The following is a 19,366-nucleotide window of genomic DNA, read 5'->3' on the forward strand; positions in this document are numbered from 1 at the left end:
CCGCTCTCGCGAGCAGGCTCGCTCCCACAGAGAGTTGCTCCATTACGGAATATGTAGATGATTTAATATTATTTTCCAATCTATCAAAGCCACCCTATAGTCGTGCCCGCTGGCTTATTTGCCACGCGACGCGCACGCCGCTTTAAGGCAGGATGTGGCAGTCTTCCAGATCACGGCTACACCTTCTAATCCAGTACGTCTTCATAAGAAAACACAGGGGCTTGTCATGAATTTTTCCGCATTACGTCGCAACCTGTTGGTCGGTTCGCTGGGCCTGGCATTGAGCGCGGGCCTGCTGGGGCAAGCAGTTGCCGGTGAGCAACTGCAAAAAATCAAGGATGCGGGCGTGATCAACGTCGGCCTGGAAGGCACTTATCCACCGTTCAGCTTCGTCGATGCCGACGGCAAGCTGGCCGGTTTCGAAGTGGAGTTTTCCGAAGCCCTGGCCAAGGAGCTGGGCGTGAAGGTGAAGCTGCAAGCCACTAAATGGGATGGCATCCTGGCTGCGCTGGAATCCAAGCGCCTGGACGCGGTGATCAACCAGGTCACCATTTCCGAAGAGCGCAAGAAAAAGTACGACTTCTCCGAGCCCTACACCGTCTCCGGTATCCAGGCGCTGGTACTGAAGAAGAACGAAGAAAAACTCAACATCAGGGCCGCCGCCGACCTGGCTGGCAAGAAGGTCGGTGTAGGCCTGGGCACCAACTATGAACAGTGGCTCAAGGACAACGTGCCCAAGGCGGACATCCGTACCTACGAAGATGATCCGACCAAATACCAGGACCTGCGTATCGGCCGTATCGACGCCATCCTGGTGGACCGCCTGGCCGCCTTCGAACTGGCGAAAAAAGCCCCGGACACCGCGGTTGCCGGCGATGCCTTCTCCCGTCAGGAAGCCGGTGTGACCCTGCGTAAAGGCGAACCCGAGCTGCTGGCGGCGGTCAACAAAGCCATCGATAAGCTGCGCGCCGACGGCACCTTGAAGAAGCTGTCCGAGAAATACTTCAACGCTGACGTCACTCAATAATGGAAGCAAAGCTCCAACTCGTCCTCAGTTCCACGCCCTTTTTGCTTCAGGGCGTGTACTTCACGGTCGCCCTCAGCCTGGGCGGAATGTTCTTCGGCTTCCTGCTCGGGTTTGGCCTGGCCTTGATGCGCTTGTCGCGCTTCAAACTGGTGAGCTGGTTCGCCCGGGTCTACGTCTCGTTCTTCCGCGGCACGCCGTTGCTGGTCCAATTGTTCATGATGTACTACGGCCTGCCACAAGTGGGCATCGAACTGGACCCGATACCCGCAGCGCTGATCGGCCTCTCGTTGAACATGGCGGCCTACATCTGTGAAACCCTGCGGGCCGCCATCAGCTCCATCGAGCGCGGCCAGTGGGAGGCGGCTGCCAGCATCGGCATGACCCGCGTGCAGACATTGCGCCGGGCCATCCTGCCGCAAGCCATGCGCACGGCCCTGCCGCCCTTGGGGAACAGTTTCACGTCGCTGGTCAAGGACACCTCGCTGGCAGCCACCATCCAGGTGCCGGAACTGCTCCGCCAGGCGCAGTTGGTTTCCGCGCGGACCTTTGAAATTTTCGCCATGTACCTGTCCGCCGCGTTGATCTACTGGATCCTCGTGAGCGCCCTGGCCCATGTGCAAAACCGTCTGGAAGCGCGGGTCAACCGGCATGAGCAGGAGTCTTGAAGCATGATCGTGGTTGAAAAGCTGACCAAACAATTCAAGGGTCAGACGGTGCTCAACGGTATCGACCTGCGGGTCGAGGAAGGCGAAGTCGTTGCCATCATCGGTCCCAGCGGTTCGGGCAAGACCACCTTCCTGCGCTGCCTGAATTTCCTCGAAGAACCCAGCAGCGGCCGGATCAAGGTCGGTGACATCGAAATCGATGGCAGCCGCCCGTTGAACCAGCAACAGGGCTTGGTGCGTCGTCTGCGCCAGCAGGTGGGCTTTGTGTTCCAGAACTTCAATCTGTTTCCCCATCGCACGGCCCTGGAGAATGTCATCGAGGGACCGCTGGTGGTGAAGAAGACCCCACGTGCCGATGCCGAGACCCTGGGCCGCAAGCTGTTGGCCAAGGTCGGCCTGGCCGGCAAGGAGGACGCCTATCCACGGCGCCTCTCCGGCGGTCAGCAACAACGGGTGGCGATTGCCCGGGCATTGGCGATGGAGCCCCAGGTGATCCTGTTCGACGAACCGACCTCGGCGCTGGACCCGGAACTGGTCGGAGAAGTCCTGGCGACCATTCGCGGCCTGGCCGAAGAAAAACGCACCATGGTCATCGTGACCCATGAAATGAGCTTTGCCCGTGACGTGGCGAACCGCGTGGTATTTTTCGACAAGGGCGTAATCGTCGAACAAGGTGAAGCCAAGGCAATGTTCGCAGCGCCCAGGGAAGAACGCACCCGGCAATTTCTCAGCAAGTTTCTCTCGGCCGGTCCCGGCGCGCAGTAACTTATCGATAAAGGCTTACTTCCAGGGATGGAAGGGGCTGTCGACTTGAAAGCAAACCAGCAACCTGTAACCCGCTTAACGTCTTCAATGAATTGACGTGCGGTATATACATACCTCTCGTAACACTTCCCTTCGCGCTAACCTCTCCGCCGGCTCTTGCCTCACAAACCTTCGGCCACGCTTTCAAGCCGAGGCAAAAGGCGATTCGCGCTGTGTATTTTTAACTTCATAACGTAGGACATTTCTGAAGAACTACTCAGTCCACCGATAAGCAACCACCTCTATTGACACTGAAACTGTCGAGCCCGTATCTAGACCAACAGGCGACGCACACTATTTAGTTGTACGCAGCGATAACCGTAGAAACAGCATTCAAGACTGCACAATAAAATAGTCGCGTATATCAACGCCTTTGCTCTTTCAGAAACGGACTTCGTTTTTCAGCATCAAGGAGATCACCATGACATGTACGTCAACTATCCCGGAACTCGCCGCCCCCGCCCTGGCCAATGCCGGCCGTAGCGGTATCAACATCACCGGTGCCGCCCGCCTGGAAGTGCTCATCGCCCCTTATCCCGGCATGAACGCCGGTGACTTGATCGAACTGTTCTGGGACAACTGCTACGTCGGCTCGCGCCTGCTGACCGAGGCGGACACACAAGCCAGTGTCACGTTGCGTGTACCGGAGAGCTTCATCGTCAACGGGACCTCGCGCATCCATTATCGAGTGATGCGGGTCGGGCGCGGGCCCGCGCTGTCGGCAACGCATCGGGTACAAGTCAAACTCGACTGCCCCGGCGGCCAACCGGCGGCCTCGAGTGGCGATGAAAACCAGGGGCTGGCACCGGTGCGTATTCCGGACGCCATCCGTCGCCAGGGGGTGAACCCGAGCCAGATCAAACGCGGCGTCCCGCTGACCATCGAGCCCTACCTGAACATGGCTGTCGACGATGCAATCACCTTGCGCTGGGGCGATGTGCGCATGGACCTGCCCCGGATCAAATCCGGTGAAGTGGGCCAGCCGATCAATGTCTGGGTCCCCCCGGAGGTCATTCTGGAGGCAGGGGAAGACCTGCGCCTGGAGGTGACCTACTGCATCCTTGATCGTGTGGGCAACAACTCCCATTGGGCGCCGCCCCGGACGCTGACGATAGGGTGTGCCAGGTCCTATTTGAAAACGCCGCCGAAAGAAGCGCTCATGGCCGCCGAACCGCGGCGTAGAAGGCCTTGATACAAGTAATTCCCTCTGACTCCAATGCCCCTGTGGCGAGGGAGCTAGCTCCCGCTGGGTCGCGCAGCGGCCCTTCTTTTCCCCATGGGCGCTACGCACCCAAGCGGGAGCTAGCTCCCTCGCCACAGAAGTCGCCTCGATGAAGCAAGCACACCAGTCACGTGCTGAATCTCACCTATGCATATTCCTAAACGTTAGTTCAAAAAGAATATACATCCGTTTAGGGTATATACACCGGACCACCGGACATTCCTGATTTTCTTGAGATGTGAGGTGGGTATGGTACGGAACACAATCACCCCGGTGCAGAACGCCCAGGCGCTGCCAACAGCCATGGAGCGGCTGTGATGTCTGGTCTGGCGCAAGCAAAGGTCCAGAGCGATCTGGACGTCTCCCCCCCATTGTTGCCCGCCCAGGTGCTGCGCAACGATGCCGAAGCGATCCAGGCCGCACGAGAGTTGGCACAGGTTGCCCGCCAACAGGCCGCACGAAGGGATCAACAGCGCAAGCTGCCTTGGTCCGAGATCGAGCAATTCACCCGCAGCGGGCTCGGCAGTATCGCTGTCCCTCGAGAATACGGTGGGCCGCAGGTCTCGTTCGTCACCCTTGCCGAAGTCTTCTCGATCATTTCCGCTGCCGACCCGGCCCTCGGGCAGATTCCGCAGAACCAGTTCGGTGTAATCCAATTGATTCTCGGCACGGGTACCGAACGGCAGAAAGAAATCCTTCTGAACAGCGTGCTCGAAGGCTGGCGCATCGGCAACGCCGGGCCGGAGCGGGGCACTCGTAATACCCTGGAACTCAAGGCGCGAATCAGCGCCGACAGCCGCGGTTTTGTCATCAACGGCCAGAAGTTCTACTCCACCGGCGCACTGTTCGCCCACTGGGTGGCGGTCAAGGCCCTGGACGACGAGGGTCGGCAGGTGCTGGCCTTCGTGCGACGCGGCACACCGGGCCTGCGCATCGTCGACGACTGGTCGGGGTTCGGTCAGCGCACCACCGCCAGCGGCACCGTGCTGCTGAACAACGTGCGCGTGGATGCCGAGCTGGTGTTGGACAACTGGCGCATCAACGGCACGCCAAACGTGCAAGGCGCGATCTCGCAATTGATCCAGGCCGCCATCGATGCGGGCATTGCCCGAGGCGCCATCGACGACACCATTGCCTTCGTGCGCGAGCGCTCCCGCCCTTCCATCGACGCCAAGGTCGAACGGGCCAGCGACGACCTGTATGTGATCGCCGAAATCGGCAAGCTGAAAATCGACCTGCACGCCGCCGAAGCACTGCTGCGCAAGGCCGGTCGGGTGTTGGATCAGGTCAGCGCCGCGCCCATCACCGCACAGTCCGCCGCCCGGGCCTCGATAGCCGTGGCCGAAGCCAAGGTACTGAGCACCGAGATCGCTCTGCTGGCCAGCGAAAAGCTGTTCGAGCTGGCCGGCAGCCGCGCCACCCTCGCTGAATTCAACCTCGACCGTCATTGGCGCAATGCACGCGTCCATACCCTGCACGACCCGGTGCGCTGGAAGTATCACGCGATAGGTGCCTATCACCTGAACGGCACCTTGCCGGCCCGGCATTCCTGGATCTGACCACCCGACCTCTGGAGCAGCACATGACGCTTTCCCAACACGTCGCGGTGATCACCAGCGATGAACAAGCCCTGGTCATCGCCAGCGACCTGGCCGATGAATTCAAACGCGACAGCGCCCTGCGCGACCGCGAACGTCGCCTGCCGCACCCGGAGCTGGAGGCATTCTCACGTTCCGGCTTGTGGGGCATCAGCGTGCCCAAGGCCTATGGCGGCGCGGGCGTTTCCAACGTCACCCTGGCCAAAGTCATTGCGTTGACCGCCGAGGCCGACGGATCTCTCGGGCAGATTCCGCAAAATCATTTCTATGCCGTGGAAGTGCTGCGGGTCAACGCCAGTGAGGCGCAGAAACAGCGTTTGTACGCCGAGGTGCTGGCCGGCCAGCGGTTCGGCAACGCCCTGGCGGAACTGGGCACCCAAACCGCCCACCACCGCACCACTCGACTGCGCCGCGACGGCGACGGCTATCGCATCGACGGTCGCAAGTTCTACGCCACCGGTGCGCTCTATGCCCAGCGCATCCCCACTGCCGTGGTGGATGAAAACGGCGTGCAGCAACTGGCATTCGTGTCGCGCGACAGCCAGGGCCTGACGGTCATCGATGACTGGAGCGGTTTCGGCCAGCGCACCACCGGCAGCGGTTCGGTGGTGTTCGAAGACGTGTATGTTGCCGCCGCAGACGTCGTGCCATTCCAGAGCGCCTTCGAGCGGCCGACGCCGGTAGGGCCACTGGCGCAGATTCTTCATGCCGCCATCGACACCGGCATCGCCCGCGCCGCCTATGAAGATGCCCTGCAGTTTGTCCGCAGCAAAACCCGACCATGGATCGACGCCACCAGCGACGTCGCCACCGACGATCCACACACGCTCAAGAGTTTTGGCCAACTGAGCAGCCGCCTGCATGCCGCCGAAGCGCTGCTGGAAAGGGCCGGAGAATTTCTCGACCGGGCCCAGGCCGACACCAACGCCGAAACGGTCGCCGCCGCATCGATTGCCGTGGCCGAAGCTCGCGCCATCAGCAGCGAAATTTCCCTGGCCACCAGCAGCACACTGTTCGAGCTGGCCGGCAGCCAGGCAACCCTGGCCGAGCATGGCCTGGACCGCCATTGGCGCAATGCCCGGGTGCACACGCTGCATGACCCGGTGCGCTGGAAATACCACGCGGTGGGCAACTTCTATCTCAACGATGAGAAGCCGCCGCTGCGGGGGACCATCTGATGGCGCTCGGCAAGAAAAAGATCCTGCTCAACGCGTTCAACATGAACTGCATCGGGCACATCAATCACGGACTATGGACGCATCCCCAGGACACTTCTACCCAATACAACACCCTCGAATACTGGACCGGGCTGGCACAGCTGCTGGAACGCGGGCTGTTCGACGGGTTGTTCATCGCCGATATCGTCGGGGTCTACGACGTGTACCAGCAGTCGGTAGACGTCACGCTGAAAGAGTCGATTCAGTTGCCGGTCAACGACCCGTTGTTGCTGGTCAGCGCGATGGCCGCCGTCACGAAGAACCTGGGCTTCGGCCTCACCGTCAACCTGACCTACGAGCCGCCGTACTTGTTCGCCCGTCGCATGAGCACCCTCGACCATCTGAGCCGTGGCCGGGTCGGCTGGAACATCGTCACCGGCTACCTGGACAGCGCTGCCAAGGCGATGGGCCTGACTGCGCAGGTCGAGCATGACCGCCGCTACGACCAGGCCGACGAATACCTGCAAGTGCTCTACAAATTGTGGGAAGGCAGTTGGGAAAACGATGCGGTACTCAACGATCGCCAGCAGCGGATCTACGCCCGACCGGAAAAAGTCCATAAGGTCCGACACCAGGGCGAGTTCTATCAGGTCGAGGGTTACCACCTCTGCGAACCTTCACCCCAGCGCACACCGGTGCTGTTCCAGGCCGGCAGCTCGGAGCGCGGCCTGCAGTTCGCCGGGCGTCACGCCGAGTGCGTGTTCATCAGCGGACAGAACAAGGCGGCGACCAGAAGCCAGGTGGACAAGGTGCGCGCCAGCGCTGTCCAGGGCGGACGCAAGCCCGAGGACATCAAGGTGTTCATGGGCCTGAACGTGATCGTCGGCGAGACCGAGGAAACCGCCTGGGCCAAGCACGCCGAGTACCTGAGCTACGCCAGCGCCGAGGCCGGGGTCGCACATTTCTCGGCGTCGACGGGCATCGATTTTTCCGAATACGCCCTCGACGAGCCGATCCAGTACGTGAAGAACAATGCCATCCAGTCCGCCACGCGGATTCTGCAGAACAACGACTGGACCCGACGCAGGCTGCTGGAACAACACGCCTTGGGCGGCCGCTACATCACGCTGGTCGGTTCGGCCGAACAGGTGGCCGACGAGTTGGAGTCGTGGATTGCCGAAACCGGTCTCGACGGTTTCAACCTGACCCGCATCGTCACGCCGCAAAGCTATGTGGACTTCATCGACTTGGTGATCCCCGAGCTGCAGCGACGTGGGTCGTACAAGACTGCATATGACCACGGCACCCTGCGGGAAAAGCTGTTTCGGGCAGAGGCCCATTTACCCGAGCGACACACCGGTTCGCACTACCGACACTGACTTGTTAACCAGAGGCAGGCTGAGCCCTGTGGCGAGGGAGCTTGCTCCCGCTCGCCTGCGACGCAGGCTCCCAAGCAGTTTCAATGAACATTTGGGTCCGCTTCGCGGCCCAGCGGGAGCAAGCTCCCTCGCCACGAAGACATCGATTTTTTATCAAAATGACTGGAAAAACTTTATGACCAAGCACTCCCTTTCCTTGCCAGTCAAAGCACTGGCCCTGACCCTCAGCCTGTTCAGCCCGGCACTGTTCGCCGCCGACGCACCGCTGAAAATCGGCACCACCGCCGCCTTCGCCATTCCTCTGGAAGCCGCCGTGGCCGAGGCAGACAAGCAAGGCCTGAAGGTCGAGCTGGTGGAGTTCAGCGACTGGATCGCACCGAACGTCAGCCTCGCCTCCGGCGATATCGACGTGAACTATTTCCAGCACATCCCGTTCCTGGAAAACGCCAAAGCCGCCGCCGGATTCGACCTGGTGCCGTTCGCACCGGGAATCATCAACAACGTCGGTCTCTATTCGAAGAAATACAAAAGCTTCGACGATCTGCCCGAGGGCTCGAGCGTCGCCATCGCTAACGATCCGATCAACAGCGGGCGCGGCTTGCAGCTGCTGGCCAAGGCCGGGTTGATCACCCTCAAGCCGGGAGTGGGCTACAAGGCCACCGAGGACGACATCGTCGCCAACCCGAAGAAGCTGCGGATCTTGCAGGTCGAAGCCGTGCAACTGGTGCGCGCCTATGAAGACGCCGATCTGGTGCAAGGCTATCCCGCCTACATCCGCCTGGCGAACACCTTCGACGCCACCTCCGCGTTGCTGTTCGACGGCCTCGACCACAAGGAGTACGTCATCCAGTTCGTGATCCAGCCCAAGAACCGGAACGACCCGCGGCTGATCAAGTTCGTCGACATCTACCAGCATTCGCCTGTGGTGCGATCGGCCCTGGACAAGGCTCACGGCAAGCTCTACCAGGCCGGTTGGGAGGGCTGACCATGAGCGTCGCCAATGCTCGTCCCAGCCTGGAAACACCTTGGCCCCTCAGCGCCGAGCACACCGAGCTGCATCCGGAGCTCAACCGCGCCCACGTGCGCTTCATCGGCGTGAGCAAAACCTACGGCGGCGCTCGGGTGGCGGCGTTGCAAGGCATCGATCTGGCGATCCAGCACGGCGAAGTGTTCGGCATCATTGGCCGCAGTGGAGCCGGCAAATCATCGTTGATCCGTACCATCAACCGTCTGGAACAACCCACCCGCGGACGGGTGCTGATCGACCAGGTCGACATCGGCGGGCTCGATGAAGATCGCCTGGTGGAACTGCGCCGACGTATCGGCATGATCTTCCAGCATTTCAACCTGATGTCGGCCAAGACCGTGTGGCAAAACGTCGAGTTGCCGCTGAAGGTCGCCGGCGTACCGAAGGAACAGCGCCAGCGCAAAGTTCGCGAACTGCTGGAACTGGTCGGCCTGCAAGACAAGCACATGGCTTACCCGGCACAGCTCTCGGGCGGCCAGAAGCAGCGCGTCGGCATCGCCCGGGCGCTGGTGCACGACCCACAGATCTTGCTGTGCGACGAGGCCACCTCGGCCCTGGACCCGGAAACCACCCAATCGATTCTCGGCCTGCTGCGCCAGATCAATCAGCGGCTGGGCCTGACCATCGTGTTGATCACCCATGAAATGGCGGTGATCCGTGAAGTCTGCGACCGCGTGGTAGTGCTCGAACAAGGGCGGATCGCCGAGCAGGGGCCGGTCTGGGAGGTGTTCGGCAACCCTCGGCATGAGGTCAGCCGGACATTGCTGGCGCCGTTGCAACAGGCCTTGCCGGAGGAATTGCAACGTCGTTTGCAGGCACAACCGCCATCGGCAGACGCAGCTGCGGTGCTGCGCTTGCAGTTCACCGGCACAGGACGGGAGGAAGCGGATCTGGCGGAGCTATTCAGTGCCCTGGGCGGGCGGGTGCGGCTGCTGCATGGGGGCATCGAAAGAATTCAGGGGCACGGGCTCGGCCAGTTGCTGCTGGCAGTCAGCGGCTCGTCCTGGGGCGTCGAGGAACTGCGGCAACGCGCGGGCAATTGGGCACAACAGGTGGAGGTGCTGGGCTATGTGGTTTGATCGGTTGTTGCAGGGTTTCATCGACACGCTGCTGATGGTGGGCGTGTCGTCGCTGATCGCGTTACCAACCGGCATCGCTCTGGCGGTGATTCTGGTCACCAGCGGCAAGGGCGGGATCTACGAAGCGCCCACGTTGAACCGCGCCCTAGGCGCGTTCGTGAACCTATTCCGTTCGATACCCTTCCTGATCCTGATGGTGGCGCTGATCCCGTTCACGCGGCTGATCGTCGGCACGACCTACGGCGTGTGGGCCGCCGTGGTGCCCTTGACCATCGCTGCCACACCCTTCTTCGCCCGCATCGCCGAAGTCAGCCTGCGGGAGGTCGACCACGGCTTGATCGAAGCCGCCCAGGCCATGGGCTGCCGACGCTGGCATATCGTCTGGCACGTGCTGTTGCCAGAAGCCCTGCCGGGCATCGTCGGCGGTTTTACCATCACGCTGGTGACCATGATCAATTCCTCGGCCATGGCCGGTGCCATCGGTGCCGGCGGCCTGGGGGACATCGCGTATCGTTATGGTTACCAGCGCTTCGACAGCCAGATCATGCTCACCGTGATCGTCTTGCTGGTGGCACTGGTGGCACTGATTCAAGTGGGCGGTGACCGCTTGGCGCGAGGGTTGAACAGGCGTTGAGTCGATGGGCGTGACGATGGGGTATAGTCGGCTTTCGCTCCTCACTCAAGCCTCGCCATGAAACACTCCCCCGACGACCTCCACGCCATTACCACCACGACCCTGGGCCATTACAACTCGGTCGCCGAGAGCTTTCGCGAAGGCACTCGCGATCACGACGTCAGCCAGAACATCGACGCGCTGTTGCGGCATATCCAAGGCCCGGCCCCCCTTCACATTCTCGATTTCGGCTGCGGCCCGGGGCGGGATCTGCAGACATTTACCCGCATGGGGCACGTTGCGGTGGGCCTCGACGGCTCGCAGGAATTCGCCCGAATGGCACGCCAGGACAGCGGCTGCGAAGTGTGGCAGCAGGATTTCCTGCAACTGGACCTGCCAAGCGAACGCTTCGACGGGATCTTCGCCAACGCCGTGCTGTTTCATGTCCCCGTCCAGGAACTGCCCAGGGTGCTCGAGCAGCTGCATGCCACCCTCAAACCCGGCGGCGTGCTGTTCAGCTCCAACCCCCGGGGCGAGAACCAGGAAGGCTGGAATGGCCAGCGCTTCGGCGCCTACCACGACCTCGAGGCCTGGCGCACGCTGCTCATCGCAGCCGGCTTTGAGGAGCTGGAGCACTACTACCGGCCAACGGGGTTGCCCCGGGAGCAGCAGCCCTGGTTGGCGAGTGTCTGGCGCAAGATTGTCTAACCCTTGAGCACCTCATCGCGAGCAGGCTCGCTCCCACAGGTGATGGAGTTTCCATGTGGGAGCGAGCCTGCTCGCGATGACGGCATTACTGCCCAACCGACTGCTGCTTACCCAACCACTTCTGCGTCAACTGCTCCAGCCTCCCATCATCCTTGATACGCGCCAGGGCGTTGTCCACGCTGGCCTTGAACGCCGGGTTGCCCTTCTGGAACGGAATCACCAGGCTCGGTGCCGGGCCGCTCTTTTCTTCCGGCTGGAAAGACTGCGCCATCATCAGCGGGCGCGGTGTGTCCTCCTTGCTCGCCAGCAGTTGCGCATCCGGACGGCTGTAAGCCGCACTGGTGTCGAAACGTTCCGCCAGTTCCGGGGTCATTGCTATGTGGTTGATGGCGACGTCGTACTTGCCGCTTTCCACGCCGCTCAGCAGATCCGCGGCATCGGTAACCACAAAGTCGGCGCGCACATCGAGTTCATTGGCCAGCATCTGGCCCAGTTCCACTTCGAAGCCGGTGAGCTTGCCGTCCTCCTTGAAGTTGAAGGGAGCGGCATTGGCTTCGAGGGCGATGCGCAGTTCGCCACGGTCGTTGATGTCGTCGATCAGCTCGGCATGGGCCAGGGGGCTCAGAAGAGGTAGCAGGCAGATCAGGCCAGGCAGGAAACGCATGGTCACTCCTTTGTATGGGTACAAGCGACGCTCGTTTCAGGCTCGCTTTGCTATGGTTGTTGCAGGCTTCGACAACGATTGGTCATGAAGTTGTCACGACCAATAGGATTTCATGGAAAAACTGGAGAGAAAAATGAAAAGCTTTATGTCACGTGCAGTTTTGACAGGCCTGTTGCTGGGCACTTCGATGCTGGCGGCAGCAACGCCTGCGCCTGAAGACGCAAAAGTGTTTATCGTGTCCCCAGCCGATGGCGACACCGTCTCCCAGGAATTCAAGGTCAGGTTCGGCGTCGAGGGTATTGCGCTGGCGCCGGCGGGTAATACGACAAAGAACACCGGGCACCACCATCTGCTGATCGACGTCGACAAACTGCCTGCCGCAGGCGCACCGATTCCAACCGACGCCAACCACATGCACTTCGGCAAGGCGCAAACCGAAGCCACCATCAAACTGGCCCCGGGCACGCACACCTTGCAACTGGAACTGGGCGACAGCGGGCATATGCCGTTCGATCCGCCGATCGTTTCCAAAAAAATCACGGTAAACGTGAAGTAACCACACTAACCTTTGTGGGAGCGAGCCTGCTCGCGAAAGCGTCGGATCAGCGACATCTCCGCATACTGATGCACCACCTTCGCGAGCAGGCTCGCTCCCACAGGTTGCGCGGTGTATCAGGCCATAAAAAAACGGGAGCCCTCTTGGACTCCCGTTTTTTATTGCAAGTCCAACCTCGACTTGCCACCCAGTCTTTTTAGAACAACACGCGGGACCGGATGGTGCCCTTGATGTGCTGCAACTTCTCTTGCGCCAGGTCCGAGTACTCGGCATCGACGTCGATCACGACGTAGCCGACTTTGTCGTTGGTCTGCAGGAACTGACCGGAAATGTTGATGCCGTTTTCCGCGAAGACCTTGTTGATCTCGCTCATCACACCCGGGATGTTTTCGTGGATGTGCAGCAGGCGGTGCTTGCCAGGGTGCGCCGGCAGGGCCACTTCCGGGAAGTTCACGGACGATACCGAGGTACCGTTGTCGCTGTACTTGACCAGCTTTTCCGCCACTTCCAGGCCGATGTTGGCCTGGGCTTCAGCGGTGGAACCGCCGATGTGCGGGGTCAGGATCACGTTGTCCAGGCCACGCAGCGGGCTTTCGAAGATATCGTCGTTGGAGCGCGGCTCCACCGGGAACACGTCGATGGCAGCGCCGATCAGGTGCTTGTCCTTGATCGCGTCGGCCAGAGCATCGAGCTTGACCACCGTACCGCGGGCGGCGTTGATCAGGATCCCGCCCTTCTTGATGGCGCGGATTTCCTTCTCGCCGATCATCCACTGGGTCGCCGCGGTTTCCGGCACGTGCAGGGTCACGATGTCGGACATGCCCAACAACTCATGCAGATCGTTGACCTGGGTGGCGTTGCCCAGTGGCAGCTTGGTCACGGTGTCGTAGAAGAACACCTGCATGCCCAGGCCTTCGGCCAGGACCGACAACTGGGTGCCGATCGAGCCATAACCGACGATACCCAGCTTCTTGCCGCGGATTTCGAAGGAGTTGGCCGCGCTCTTGATCCAACCGCCACGGTGGCAGGAAGCGTTTTTCTCGGGAATGCCGCGCAGCAGCAGGATCGCTTCGGCCAGCACCAGCTCGGCAACGGAACGGGTGTTGGAATACGGTGCGTTGAACACCGCGATACCGCGCTCGCGAGCCGCGTCGAGGTCAACCTGGTTGGTGCCGATGCAGAAGCAGCCGACCGCCACCAGTTTCTTGGCGTGGTCGAAGATCTCTTCGGTCAATTGGGTGCGGGAGCGAATGCCGATGAAATGAGCATCGGCGATCTTTTCCTTGAGCTGGGCTTCCGGCAGAGAACTGGTGATGTACTCGATACTGGTATAGCCCGCCGACTTGAGGACGTCGACAGCCGATTGGTGGACGCCTTCGAGGAGAAGGAACCTGATCTTGCTCTTATCGAGTGAAGTCTTGCTCATCTGCTTAAACCTGTGTCCCGGAAAAAATGGCAGGGAATCGGACAGCGCATGCTGGCCCGATCGGCGTGATGGCCGTCGCCGCAGAACGACCTTCGGCACTGTCCTGCGGGGGCGGTATGCTAGCATATGCGACCTGCAAACACTCATTCTGCGACATGAAGCGTTCTCAGGGTGACCATGAATTGTTCGAGAGTTTTGCCGATGACCAATCCTGCCCTGGTAGAAGAACTCAAGTCCCTGGTCGAGCCTGGTAAGGTCCTGACCGATGCCGACTCCCTGCAAGCCTATGGCAAGGATTGGACCCGGCACTTTGCCCCGGCGCCGAGCGCCATCGTTTTTCCCAAGACCATCGAACAAGTGCAGGCCATCGTACGCTGGGCCAATGCACACAGGGTTGCCCTGGTGCCATCGGGCGGGCGCACCGGGCTTTCCGCCGCCGCCGTGGCGGCCAACGGCGAAGTGGTCGTGTCATTCGACTACATGAACCAGATTCTCGAGGTGAACCTCACCGACCGCACCGCCGTCTGCCAGCCGGGCGTGATCACCGAGCAACTGCAGAACAAGGCCGAAGAGCATGGGCTGTATTACCCGGTGGACTTCGCTTCGGCCGGTTCCAGCCAGATTGGCGGCAATATCGGCACCAATGCCGGCGGGATCAAGGTGATTCGTTATGGCATGACCCGTAACTGGGTAGCCGGGATGAAGGTCGTCACCGGCAAGGGCGATCTGCTGGAACTGAACAAGGACCTGATCAAGAACGCCACGGGCTACGACCTGCGACAGCTGTTCATCGGCGCCGAAGGCACCCTCGGCTTCGTGGTCGAGGCCACCATGCGCCTGGATCGGGCGCCGAAAAACCTCACCGCGATGGTGCTCGGCACGCCGGACTTCGATTCGATCATGCCGGTGCTCCACGCGTTCCAGGGCAAGCTCGACCTGACGGCCTTCGAGTTTTTTTCCGACAAGGCCCTGGCCAGGATCATGGGCCGTGGCGACGTACCGGCGCCGTTCGAAACCGACTGCCCGTTCTATGCCCTGCTGGAGTTCGAAGCCACCACCGAAGATGTTGCCAATCACGCCCTGGAAACCTTCGAGCACTGTGTGGAGCAAGGCTGGGTGTTGGATGGCGTGATGAGCCAGAGCGAAACCCAGCTGCAGAATCTTTGGAAACTGCGTGAGTACATCTCCGAAACCATCTCCCACTGGACACCGTACAAGAACGACATCTCGGTGACTGTCTCGAAAGTCCCGGAGTTTCTCAAGGAAATAGATGCGATTGTCGGAAAACACTACCCTGATTTCGAAGTCGTCTGGTACGGCCACATCGGTGACGGCAACCTGCACCTGAATATCCTCAAGCCGGACAACCTGGGCAAGGACGAATTCTTCGCCAAATGTGCGACAGTGAATAAATGGGTGTTCGAAATCGTCGAGAAGTACAACGGCTCGATTTCGGCGGAACACGGCGTGGGCATGACCAAGCGCGACTACCTGACATATAGTCGCTCGCCAGTGGAAATCGAATACATGAAAGCCATCAAGGCGGCATTCGACCCCAACGGCATCATGAACCCGGGCAAGATTTTCGCGGTGTGATGCAAAGCACCTGATGAGTTTCAGATAACAGGAGTCGGTAATGAGCTATCAGCACCAGTATGTCGACGGTACCCGCATCCACTTCCCGGTCGGGAAAGTGGTGTGCATTGGCCGTAATTACGCCGAACATGCGAAGGAACTGGATAACCCGGTGCCCACCGAACCCTTGCTGTTCATCAAGCCCGGCAGTTGCGTGGTTCCGCTGGAAGGCAGCTTCAGCATTCCCGTCGAGCGGGGCTCGGTGCATTACGAAGCGGAAATCGCCGTGCTGATCGGCAAGCCGCTGTCGCCCCGGCCAAGCGTCGAAGAAGTCCTCGATGCCATCTCCGGCTTTGCCCCGGCCCTGGACTTGACCCTTCGGGACAAGCAGGCCGAACTCAAGGCCAAGGGCCTGCCGTGGGAAGTCGCCAAGTCATTCGATGGCGCGGCGGTCATCGCACCCTTCGTATCGAACGCCACCTTTGCCGACCTGGCCGATATTCCCATTCGCCTGACCATCAACGGTGAAGTACGCCAGGACGGCAACAGCAGCCTGATGCTCAATCCCATCGTGCCGATGATCCAGTACATGGCCGGCTGCTTCTCGCTGCAGGCCGGCGACGTGATCCTCACCGGCACCCCGGCGGGCGTCGGACCGCTGAATGTAGGGGATGAGCTGGTGCTGGAACTGCCGGGGACAAGCCGTTTCGAAAGCAGCGTTTGCTAAAGCGCAGCACCGTTTCCCTTGTGGGAGCGAGCCTGCTCGCGATAGCGGTCTGCCTGCAACCTTGATGTTGCCTGACACGCCGCCATCGCGAGCAGGCTCGCTCCCACAGAGGTGATTAATGGATCCAACCTGACGATTTACCGTTTTTTTCACATGCCATCCGGATAATTCCGAAGAATGCGGCATCTGAGCCAGCCATTCCCCAGCCCGAATTCCTGGAACGCGATCACCGATGGCCAAGACCCAAGCACTGCCCCACGCCAAACCTGCCCACCGCTCCCGCTTTGCCCTGCCCTGGTATGTCTGGTCGCTGCTGGCCGTGGCCGCCGCCTATGGGTTGGCGTTTGCGATGCATTGGGATGACCGGGGCCGACTTTGGGTCGCGGAACACTTTCAAAGCCCCGCTCAGCGCCAGCAAAGTGTCTGGCTGCCGGACTATACGGCCGTGATCGACGCCAAGCCGCTCCCGGGCATGGAAAAGGATGAAGCGTCCGATGTGACCTATAACCCACAGACCAAGACCCTGTTTGCCGTCATGGGCAAGAACCCGTTCCTGGTAGAGCTGACCTTGCAGGGCGATGTGTTGCGCAAGATGCCGCTGGTGGGCTGGAGCAATCCGGAAGGGGTGTCTTTCATGGAGAACGGACTGCTGGCCATTACCGACGAGCGAAGCCACACGCTGTCGATCGTCCACGTCGACGCCGATACGCATGAACTGAAAAAGAGCGATTCCCCTCTCTACGATCTTGGCCCTTCAAAGAACCAGAACAAGGGCTTCGAAGCGGTTGTCTGGGACCCACGCAACCAGCAACTGGTGCTGGGCGAGGAACGTCCACCAACGTTGTTCACCTGGAAAAGCGATGGCAGCCTTTTGCTGAAGGGCGACAAACAGATCCATGTCAGTAATGAACTGGACCTGCGCAACCTCTCGGCCCTGGCGATAGACCCTCGAACCGGCCACATGCTGGTGCTTTCGGCTGATTCGCACCTTTTGCTGGAACTTGATGAAAAAGGCCAGCAAGTCAGCTTCATGACCTTGCTGGGCGGCTTCAACGGGCTGAAGGACACCATCCCTCGCGCCGAAGGTGTCACCATGGATGAGGCCGGCAACGTGTACATGGTCAGCGAGCCAAACCTGTTCTATCGTTTCGAGAAACAACGCTGACGCGCAACTCTGTAAGGCAATTCCTCCTTCGCTGTAGGGTGTGGCACACAGCCATTAAGCTTCAGTTCAGGCAGTCGTGGTATTTCCAACCACCTGTTCTTATCCGAGCCCACCCCATGCGTCGACTTGCCCGCCCCAAACCCTTGATCCTGGCGTTATTGGCCATTGCCCTGATCGTCCTGATTGCGGCGGGCCAGTACCTGCGGCTGTTCGAACGGGCCTGGTTCAACTTCAATACACTCTGGCAACCCACCAACGAGCAGGCCATCGCCCTGGACCAGTACCGGGTCACGATGGAAGCCCAGGTGATCGAGGGTCTCGACGACGTGTCGGCGCTGACGTTCGATCCGGTACGCAAGAGCCTGTTCACCGTCACCAACAAGAATGCCGAACTGATCGAGCTGTCACTGGACGGCAAGATCCTGCGCCGCGTGGCCTTGATCGGTTTCGGTGATCCGGAAGCCGTGGAATTCATCAGCGAGAACATCTACGTCATCAGTGACGAGCGCCAGCAGCGGCTGATCAAGATCCACCTGGACGAAGACACCCCGTTTCTCGACGCGGCCGACGCCGAACAAATGACCCTCGGCGTGCACATGAGCAAGAACAAAGGGTTCGAGGGATTGGCCTACGACTCAGAGGGCAACCGGCTGTTCGTAGCGAAGGAACGTGACCCGATGCTGATTTATGAAGTGCAGGGCTTTCCCCACCACAATTCAGAAAAATCTTACGCAGTCCACGTCATCAACAACCCCAAGCGCGATGCCGGACTGTTCGTGCGCGACCTGTCGAGCCTGCAATACGATGAGCGCAGCGGCCACTTGTTGGCATTGTCCGATGAGTCGCGGTTGATCATCGAACTGGATATCGACGGGAAGCCCCTGAGCACCCTGTCGCTGAGCAAGGGCGCCAGGGATTGCAGAAAAATGTGCCCCAGGCCGAAGGCATCGCCATGGACGATGACGGCACCCTGTACCTGGTGAGCGAGCCGAATCTGTTCTATGTGTTCAAGAAACCACAGCCCTGAACCTGGCCTGGCATAGATCCAATGTGGGAGCGAGCCTGCTCGCGATAGCGATCCACCCGTCACATCAGCGTTGAATGTGAAACCGCTATCGCGAGCAGGCTCGCTCCCACAGGGGGCCCGACTTCGACCAGAAGACCGGGCATTTTCCCGATTTACTCGGCCCGCAGGGTCTTCACCCCTTCCGCCGTGCCCAGCAACAGCACATCCGCAGGACGGGCAGCGAACAAACCATTGGTGACCACGCCGACGATGGCGTTGATCTGGCTTTCCAGCTCCGTCGGGTTGGTGATCTGCAGGTTATGCACGTCCAGGATGATGTTGCCGTTATCGGTCAGCACACCCTCGCGATACACCGGGTCGCCGCCCAGCTTCACCAATTGGCGAGCCACGTGGCTGCGAGCCATCGGTATGACTTCGACCGGTAGCGGGAACGCTCCGAGCACCGGTACCAGTTTGCTGGCGTCGGCGATGCAGATGAAGGTCTTGGCCACCGCCGCGACGATCTTCTCGCGGGTCAGGGCCGCACCACCGCCCTTGATCAGATTCAGATGTGCGTCGCTTTCGTCGGCGCCATCGATGTAGAACTCGAGGTCGCTCACGGTGTTGAGCTCATACACCGGGATCCCGTGGCCCTTCAGCCGCGCAGCGGTGGCTTCGGAGCTGGCAACCGCCCCGTCGAAGGCACCCTTGTGCTGTGCCAACGCATCGATGAAGCAATTGGCCGTGGAGCCGGTGCCGACCCCGACGATGCTCTTGTCATCCAGTTTCGGGAGGATGAGGTCGACGGCGGCCTGGGCCACGGCCTGTTTGAGTTGATCCTGGGTCATGCGGGCTCCGAAAACGGGCAGGGAGTAAAGAGGGGCGCGAGTATAACCCAACAAAACCTCGGGATTCGTGTGGTCGCCCGGCCAAAAGCCGGGTTAGACTCCCTGGCCCTGCCCAACCCG

18 protein-coding genes and 1 pseudogene are annotated in these 19,366 nt (G+C 60.5%); 16 read left to right on the forward strand and 3 right to left on the reverse strand.

Translation table 11 applies throughout. The features are described from left to right. The first annotated feature begins 226 nt into the window (after nucleotides 1-226). The 11 genes from tcyJ (at nucleotide 227) to N005_RS05065 (ending at nucleotide 11,279) form a co-directional block, all read left to right on the forward strand. Nucleotides 227-1,027: a cystine ABC transporter substrate-binding protein gene (tcyJ, locus tag N005_RS05015; RefSeq protein WP_047699965.1), complete on the forward strand. Its 801-nt coding sequence runs from the start codon at nucleotides 227-229 to the stop codon at nucleotides 1,025-1,027. Further along, nucleotides 1,027-1,692 carry a cystine ABC transporter permease gene (gene tcyL, locus N005_RS05020; RefSeq protein WP_047699967.1) on the forward strand — a complete coding sequence of 222 codons (666 nt, stop codon included), beginning with the start codon at nucleotides 1,027-1,029 and terminating at the stop codon, nucleotides 1,690-1,692. Before tcyJ ends, tcyL begins: the two co-directional genes overlap by 1 nt. 3 nt (nucleotides 1,693-1,695) lie before the next feature. Beyond that, a complete protein-coding gene (gene tcyN, locus N005_RS05025; protein ID WP_047699969.1) occupies nucleotides 1,696-2,457 on the forward strand; it encodes an L-cystine ABC transporter ATP-binding protein TcyN in 762 nt (253 codons plus the stop codon). A gap of 460 nt (nucleotides 2,458-2,917) precedes the next feature. After that, nucleotides 2,918-3,688, forward strand: a complete 771-nt coding sequence (locus tag N005_RS05030; protein WP_047699971.1) for a hypothetical protein — start codon at nucleotides 2,918-2,920, stop codon at nucleotides 3,686-3,688. Between the two features lie 347 nt (nucleotides 3,689-4,035). Continuing rightward, on the forward strand, nucleotides 4,036-5,277 hold the full coding sequence (locus N005_RS05035; RefSeq protein WP_047699973.1) for an SfnB family sulfur acquisition oxidoreductase: 1,242 nt from the start codon (nucleotides 4,036-4,038) through the stop codon (nucleotides 5,275-5,277). 23 nt (nucleotides 5,278-5,300) lie between these two features. Next, nucleotides 5,301-6,494, forward strand: a complete 1,194-nt coding sequence (locus N005_RS05040; RefSeq protein WP_047699974.1) for an SfnB family sulfur acquisition oxidoreductase — start codon at nucleotides 5,301-5,303, stop codon at nucleotides 6,492-6,494. Further along, on the forward strand, nucleotides 6,494-7,852 hold the full coding sequence (locus tag N005_RS05045; RefSeq protein ID WP_047699976.1) for an LLM class flavin-dependent oxidoreductase: 1,359 nt from the start codon (nucleotides 6,494-6,496) through the stop codon (nucleotides 7,850-7,852). Before N005_RS05040 ends, N005_RS05045 begins: the two co-directional genes overlap by 1 nt. A 175-nt stretch (nucleotides 7,853-8,027) precedes the next feature. Further along, nucleotides 8,028-8,837 carry a MetQ/NlpA family ABC transporter substrate-binding protein gene (locus tag N005_RS05050; RefSeq protein WP_047699978.1) on the forward strand — a complete coding sequence of 270 codons (810 nt, stop codon included), beginning with the start codon at nucleotides 8,028-8,030 and terminating at the stop codon, nucleotides 8,835-8,837. Between the two features lie 2 nt (nucleotides 8,838-8,839). After that, nucleotides 8,840-9,958 (forward strand): methionine ABC transporter ATP-binding protein, encoded by a 1,119-nt coding sequence (locus tag N005_RS05055; protein ID WP_047699980.1) that lies wholly within the window; start codon nucleotides 8,840-8,842, stop codon nucleotides 9,956-9,958. Further along, a complete protein-coding gene (locus N005_RS05060) occupies nucleotides 9,948-10,592 on the forward strand; it encodes a methionine ABC transporter permease (protein WP_047699982.1) in 645 nt (214 codons plus the stop codon). The genes N005_RS05055 and N005_RS05060 overlap by 11 nt, the downstream gene beginning before the upstream one ends. Before the next feature lie 57 nt (nucleotides 10,593-10,649). Further along, entirely contained in the window at nucleotides 10,650-11,279 is a 630-nt protein-coding gene (locus tag N005_RS05065) for a class I SAM-dependent methyltransferase (RefSeq protein WP_047699984.1), read from the forward strand. Between the two features lie 85 nt (nucleotides 11,280-11,364). On the opposite strand, the gene N005_RS05070 is transcribed toward N005_RS05065, so the two are convergent. After that, on the reverse strand, nucleotides 11,365-11,943 hold the full coding sequence (locus N005_RS05070) for a transporter substrate-binding domain-containing protein (RefSeq protein ID WP_047699986.1): 579 nt from the start codon (nucleotides 11,941-11,943) through the stop codon (nucleotides 11,365-11,367). Between the two features lie 133 nt (nucleotides 11,944-12,076). On the opposite strand from N005_RS05070, the gene N005_RS05075 reads away from it, so the two are divergent. Next, the gene (locus N005_RS05075; protein ID WP_047699987.1) at nucleotides 12,077-12,499 is read left to right on the forward strand and encodes a DUF4399 domain-containing protein; all 423 of its coding nucleotides are present in this window, start codon (nucleotides 12,077-12,079) and stop codon (nucleotides 12,497-12,499) included. A gap of 196 nt (nucleotides 12,500-12,695) precedes the next feature. Here N005_RS05075 and serA read toward each other — a convergent pair whose 3' ends face one another. Further along, nucleotides 12,696-13,925 carry a phosphoglycerate dehydrogenase gene (gene serA, locus N005_RS05080; RefSeq protein ID WP_041020979.1) on the reverse strand — a complete coding sequence of 410 codons (1,230 nt, stop codon included), beginning with the start codon at nucleotides 13,923-13,925 and terminating at the stop codon, nucleotides 12,696-12,698. A gap of 201 nt (nucleotides 13,926-14,126) precedes the next feature. Here serA and N005_RS05085 point away from each other — a divergent pair, with 201 nt between their 5' ends. The 4 genes and pseudogenes from N005_RS05085 (at nucleotide 14,127) to N005_RS05100 (ending at nucleotide 18,419) form a co-directional block, all read left to right on the forward strand. Next, nucleotides 14,127-15,521 carry an FAD-binding oxidoreductase gene (locus N005_RS05085; RefSeq protein WP_047699990.1) on the forward strand — a complete coding sequence of 465 codons (1,395 nt, stop codon included), beginning with the start codon at nucleotides 14,127-14,129 and terminating at the stop codon, nucleotides 15,519-15,521. Nucleotides 15,522-15,561: 40 nt separating this feature from the next. Then, nucleotides 15,562-16,227 carry a fumarylacetoacetate hydrolase family protein gene (locus tag N005_RS05090; RefSeq protein ID WP_047699991.1) on the forward strand — a complete coding sequence of 222 codons (666 nt, stop codon included), beginning with the start codon at nucleotides 15,562-15,564 and terminating at the stop codon, nucleotides 16,225-16,227. Between the two features lie 232 nt (nucleotides 16,228-16,459). Next, nucleotides 16,460-17,392: an SdiA-regulated domain-containing protein gene (locus N005_RS05095; RefSeq protein WP_047699992.1), complete on the forward strand. Its 933-nt coding sequence runs from the start codon at nucleotides 16,460-16,462 to the stop codon at nucleotides 17,390-17,392. Between the two features lie 116 nt (nucleotides 17,393-17,508). Further along, nucleotides 17,509-18,419: pseudogene (locus tag N005_RS05100) on the forward strand (SdiA-regulated domain-containing protein). A 152-nt stretch (nucleotides 18,420-18,571) separates the two neighbouring features. Here N005_RS05100 and rpiA read toward each other — a convergent pair. Further along, nucleotides 18,572-19,246 (reverse strand): ribose-5-phosphate isomerase RpiA, encoded by a 675-nt coding sequence (gene rpiA / locus N005_RS05105; RefSeq protein ID WP_047699994.1) that lies wholly within the window; start codon nucleotides 19,244-19,246, stop codon nucleotides 18,572-18,574. Between the last annotated feature and the right edge of the window lie 120 nt (nucleotides 19,247-19,366).

This window comes from Pseudomonas mediterranea CFBP 5447 (assembly GCF_000774145.1).
In the GTDB taxonomy this organism is placed as follows: Bacteria; Pseudomonadota; Gammaproteobacteria; order Pseudomonadales; family Pseudomonadaceae; genus Aquipseudomonas; species Aquipseudomonas mediterranea.

Excerpts from the sequence above, each read along its gene's own strand:
- tcyJ (WP_047699965.1), top strand. The coding sequence starts at position 227 with ATGAATTTTTCCGCATTACGTCGCAACCTGTTGGTCGGTTCGCTGGGC.
- tcyL (WP_047699967.1), top strand. The coding sequence starts at position 1,027 with ATGGAAGCAAAGCTCCAACTCGTCCTCAGTTCCACGCCCTTTTTGCTT.
- tcyN (WP_047699969.1), top strand. The coding sequence starts at position 1,696 with ATGATCGTGGTTGAAAAGCTGACCAAACAATTCAAGGGTCAGACGGTG.
- N005_RS05030 (WP_047699971.1), top strand. The coding sequence starts at position 2,918 with ATGACATGTACGTCAACTATCCCGGAACTCGCCGCCCCCGCCCTGGCC.
- N005_RS05035 (WP_047699973.1), top strand. The coding sequence starts at position 4,036 with ATGTCTGGTCTGGCGCAAGCAAAGGTCCAGAGCGATCTGGACGTCTCC.
- N005_RS05040 (WP_047699974.1), top strand. The coding sequence starts at position 5,301 with ATGACGCTTTCCCAACACGTCGCGGTGATCACCAGCGATGAACAAGCC.
- N005_RS05045 (WP_047699976.1), top strand. The coding sequence starts at position 6,494 with ATGGCGCTCGGCAAGAAAAAGATCCTGCTCAACGCGTTCAACATGAAC.
- N005_RS05050 (WP_047699978.1), top strand. The coding sequence starts at position 8,028 with ATGACCAAGCACTCCCTTTCCTTGCCAGTCAAAGCACTGGCCCTGACC.
- N005_RS05055 (WP_047699980.1), top strand. The coding sequence starts at position 8,840 with ATGAGCGTCGCCAATGCTCGTCCCAGCCTGGAAACACCTTGGCCCCTC.
- N005_RS05060 (WP_047699982.1), top strand. The coding sequence starts at position 9,948 with ATGTGGTTTGATCGGTTGTTGCAGGGTTTCATCGACACGCTGCTGATG.
- N005_RS05065 (WP_047699984.1), top strand. The coding sequence starts at position 10,650 with ATGAAACACTCCCCCGACGACCTCCACGCCATTACCACCACGACCCTG.
- N005_RS05070 (WP_047699986.1), bottom strand. The coding sequence starts at position 11,943 with ATGCGTTTCCTGCCTGGCCTGATCTGCCTGCTACCTCTTCTGAGCCCC.
- N005_RS05075 (WP_047699987.1), top strand. The coding sequence starts at position 12,077 with ATGAAAAGCTTTATGTCACGTGCAGTTTTGACAGGCCTGTTGCTGGGC.
- serA (WP_041020979.1), bottom strand. The coding sequence starts at position 13,925 with ATGAGCAAGACTTCACTCGATAAGAGCAAGATCAGGTTCCTTCTCCTC.
- N005_RS05085 (WP_047699990.1), top strand. The coding sequence starts at position 14,127 with ATGACCAATCCTGCCCTGGTAGAAGAACTCAAGTCCCTGGTCGAGCCT.
- N005_RS05090 (WP_047699991.1), top strand. The coding sequence starts at position 15,562 with ATGAGCTATCAGCACCAGTATGTCGACGGTACCCGCATCCACTTCCCG.
- N005_RS05095 (WP_047699992.1), top strand. The coding sequence starts at position 16,460 with ATGGCCAAGACCCAAGCACTGCCCCACGCCAAACCTGCCCACCGCTCC.
- rpiA (WP_047699994.1), bottom strand. The coding sequence starts at position 19,246 with ATGACCCAGGATCAACTCAAACAGGCCGTGGCCCAGGCCGCCGTCGAC.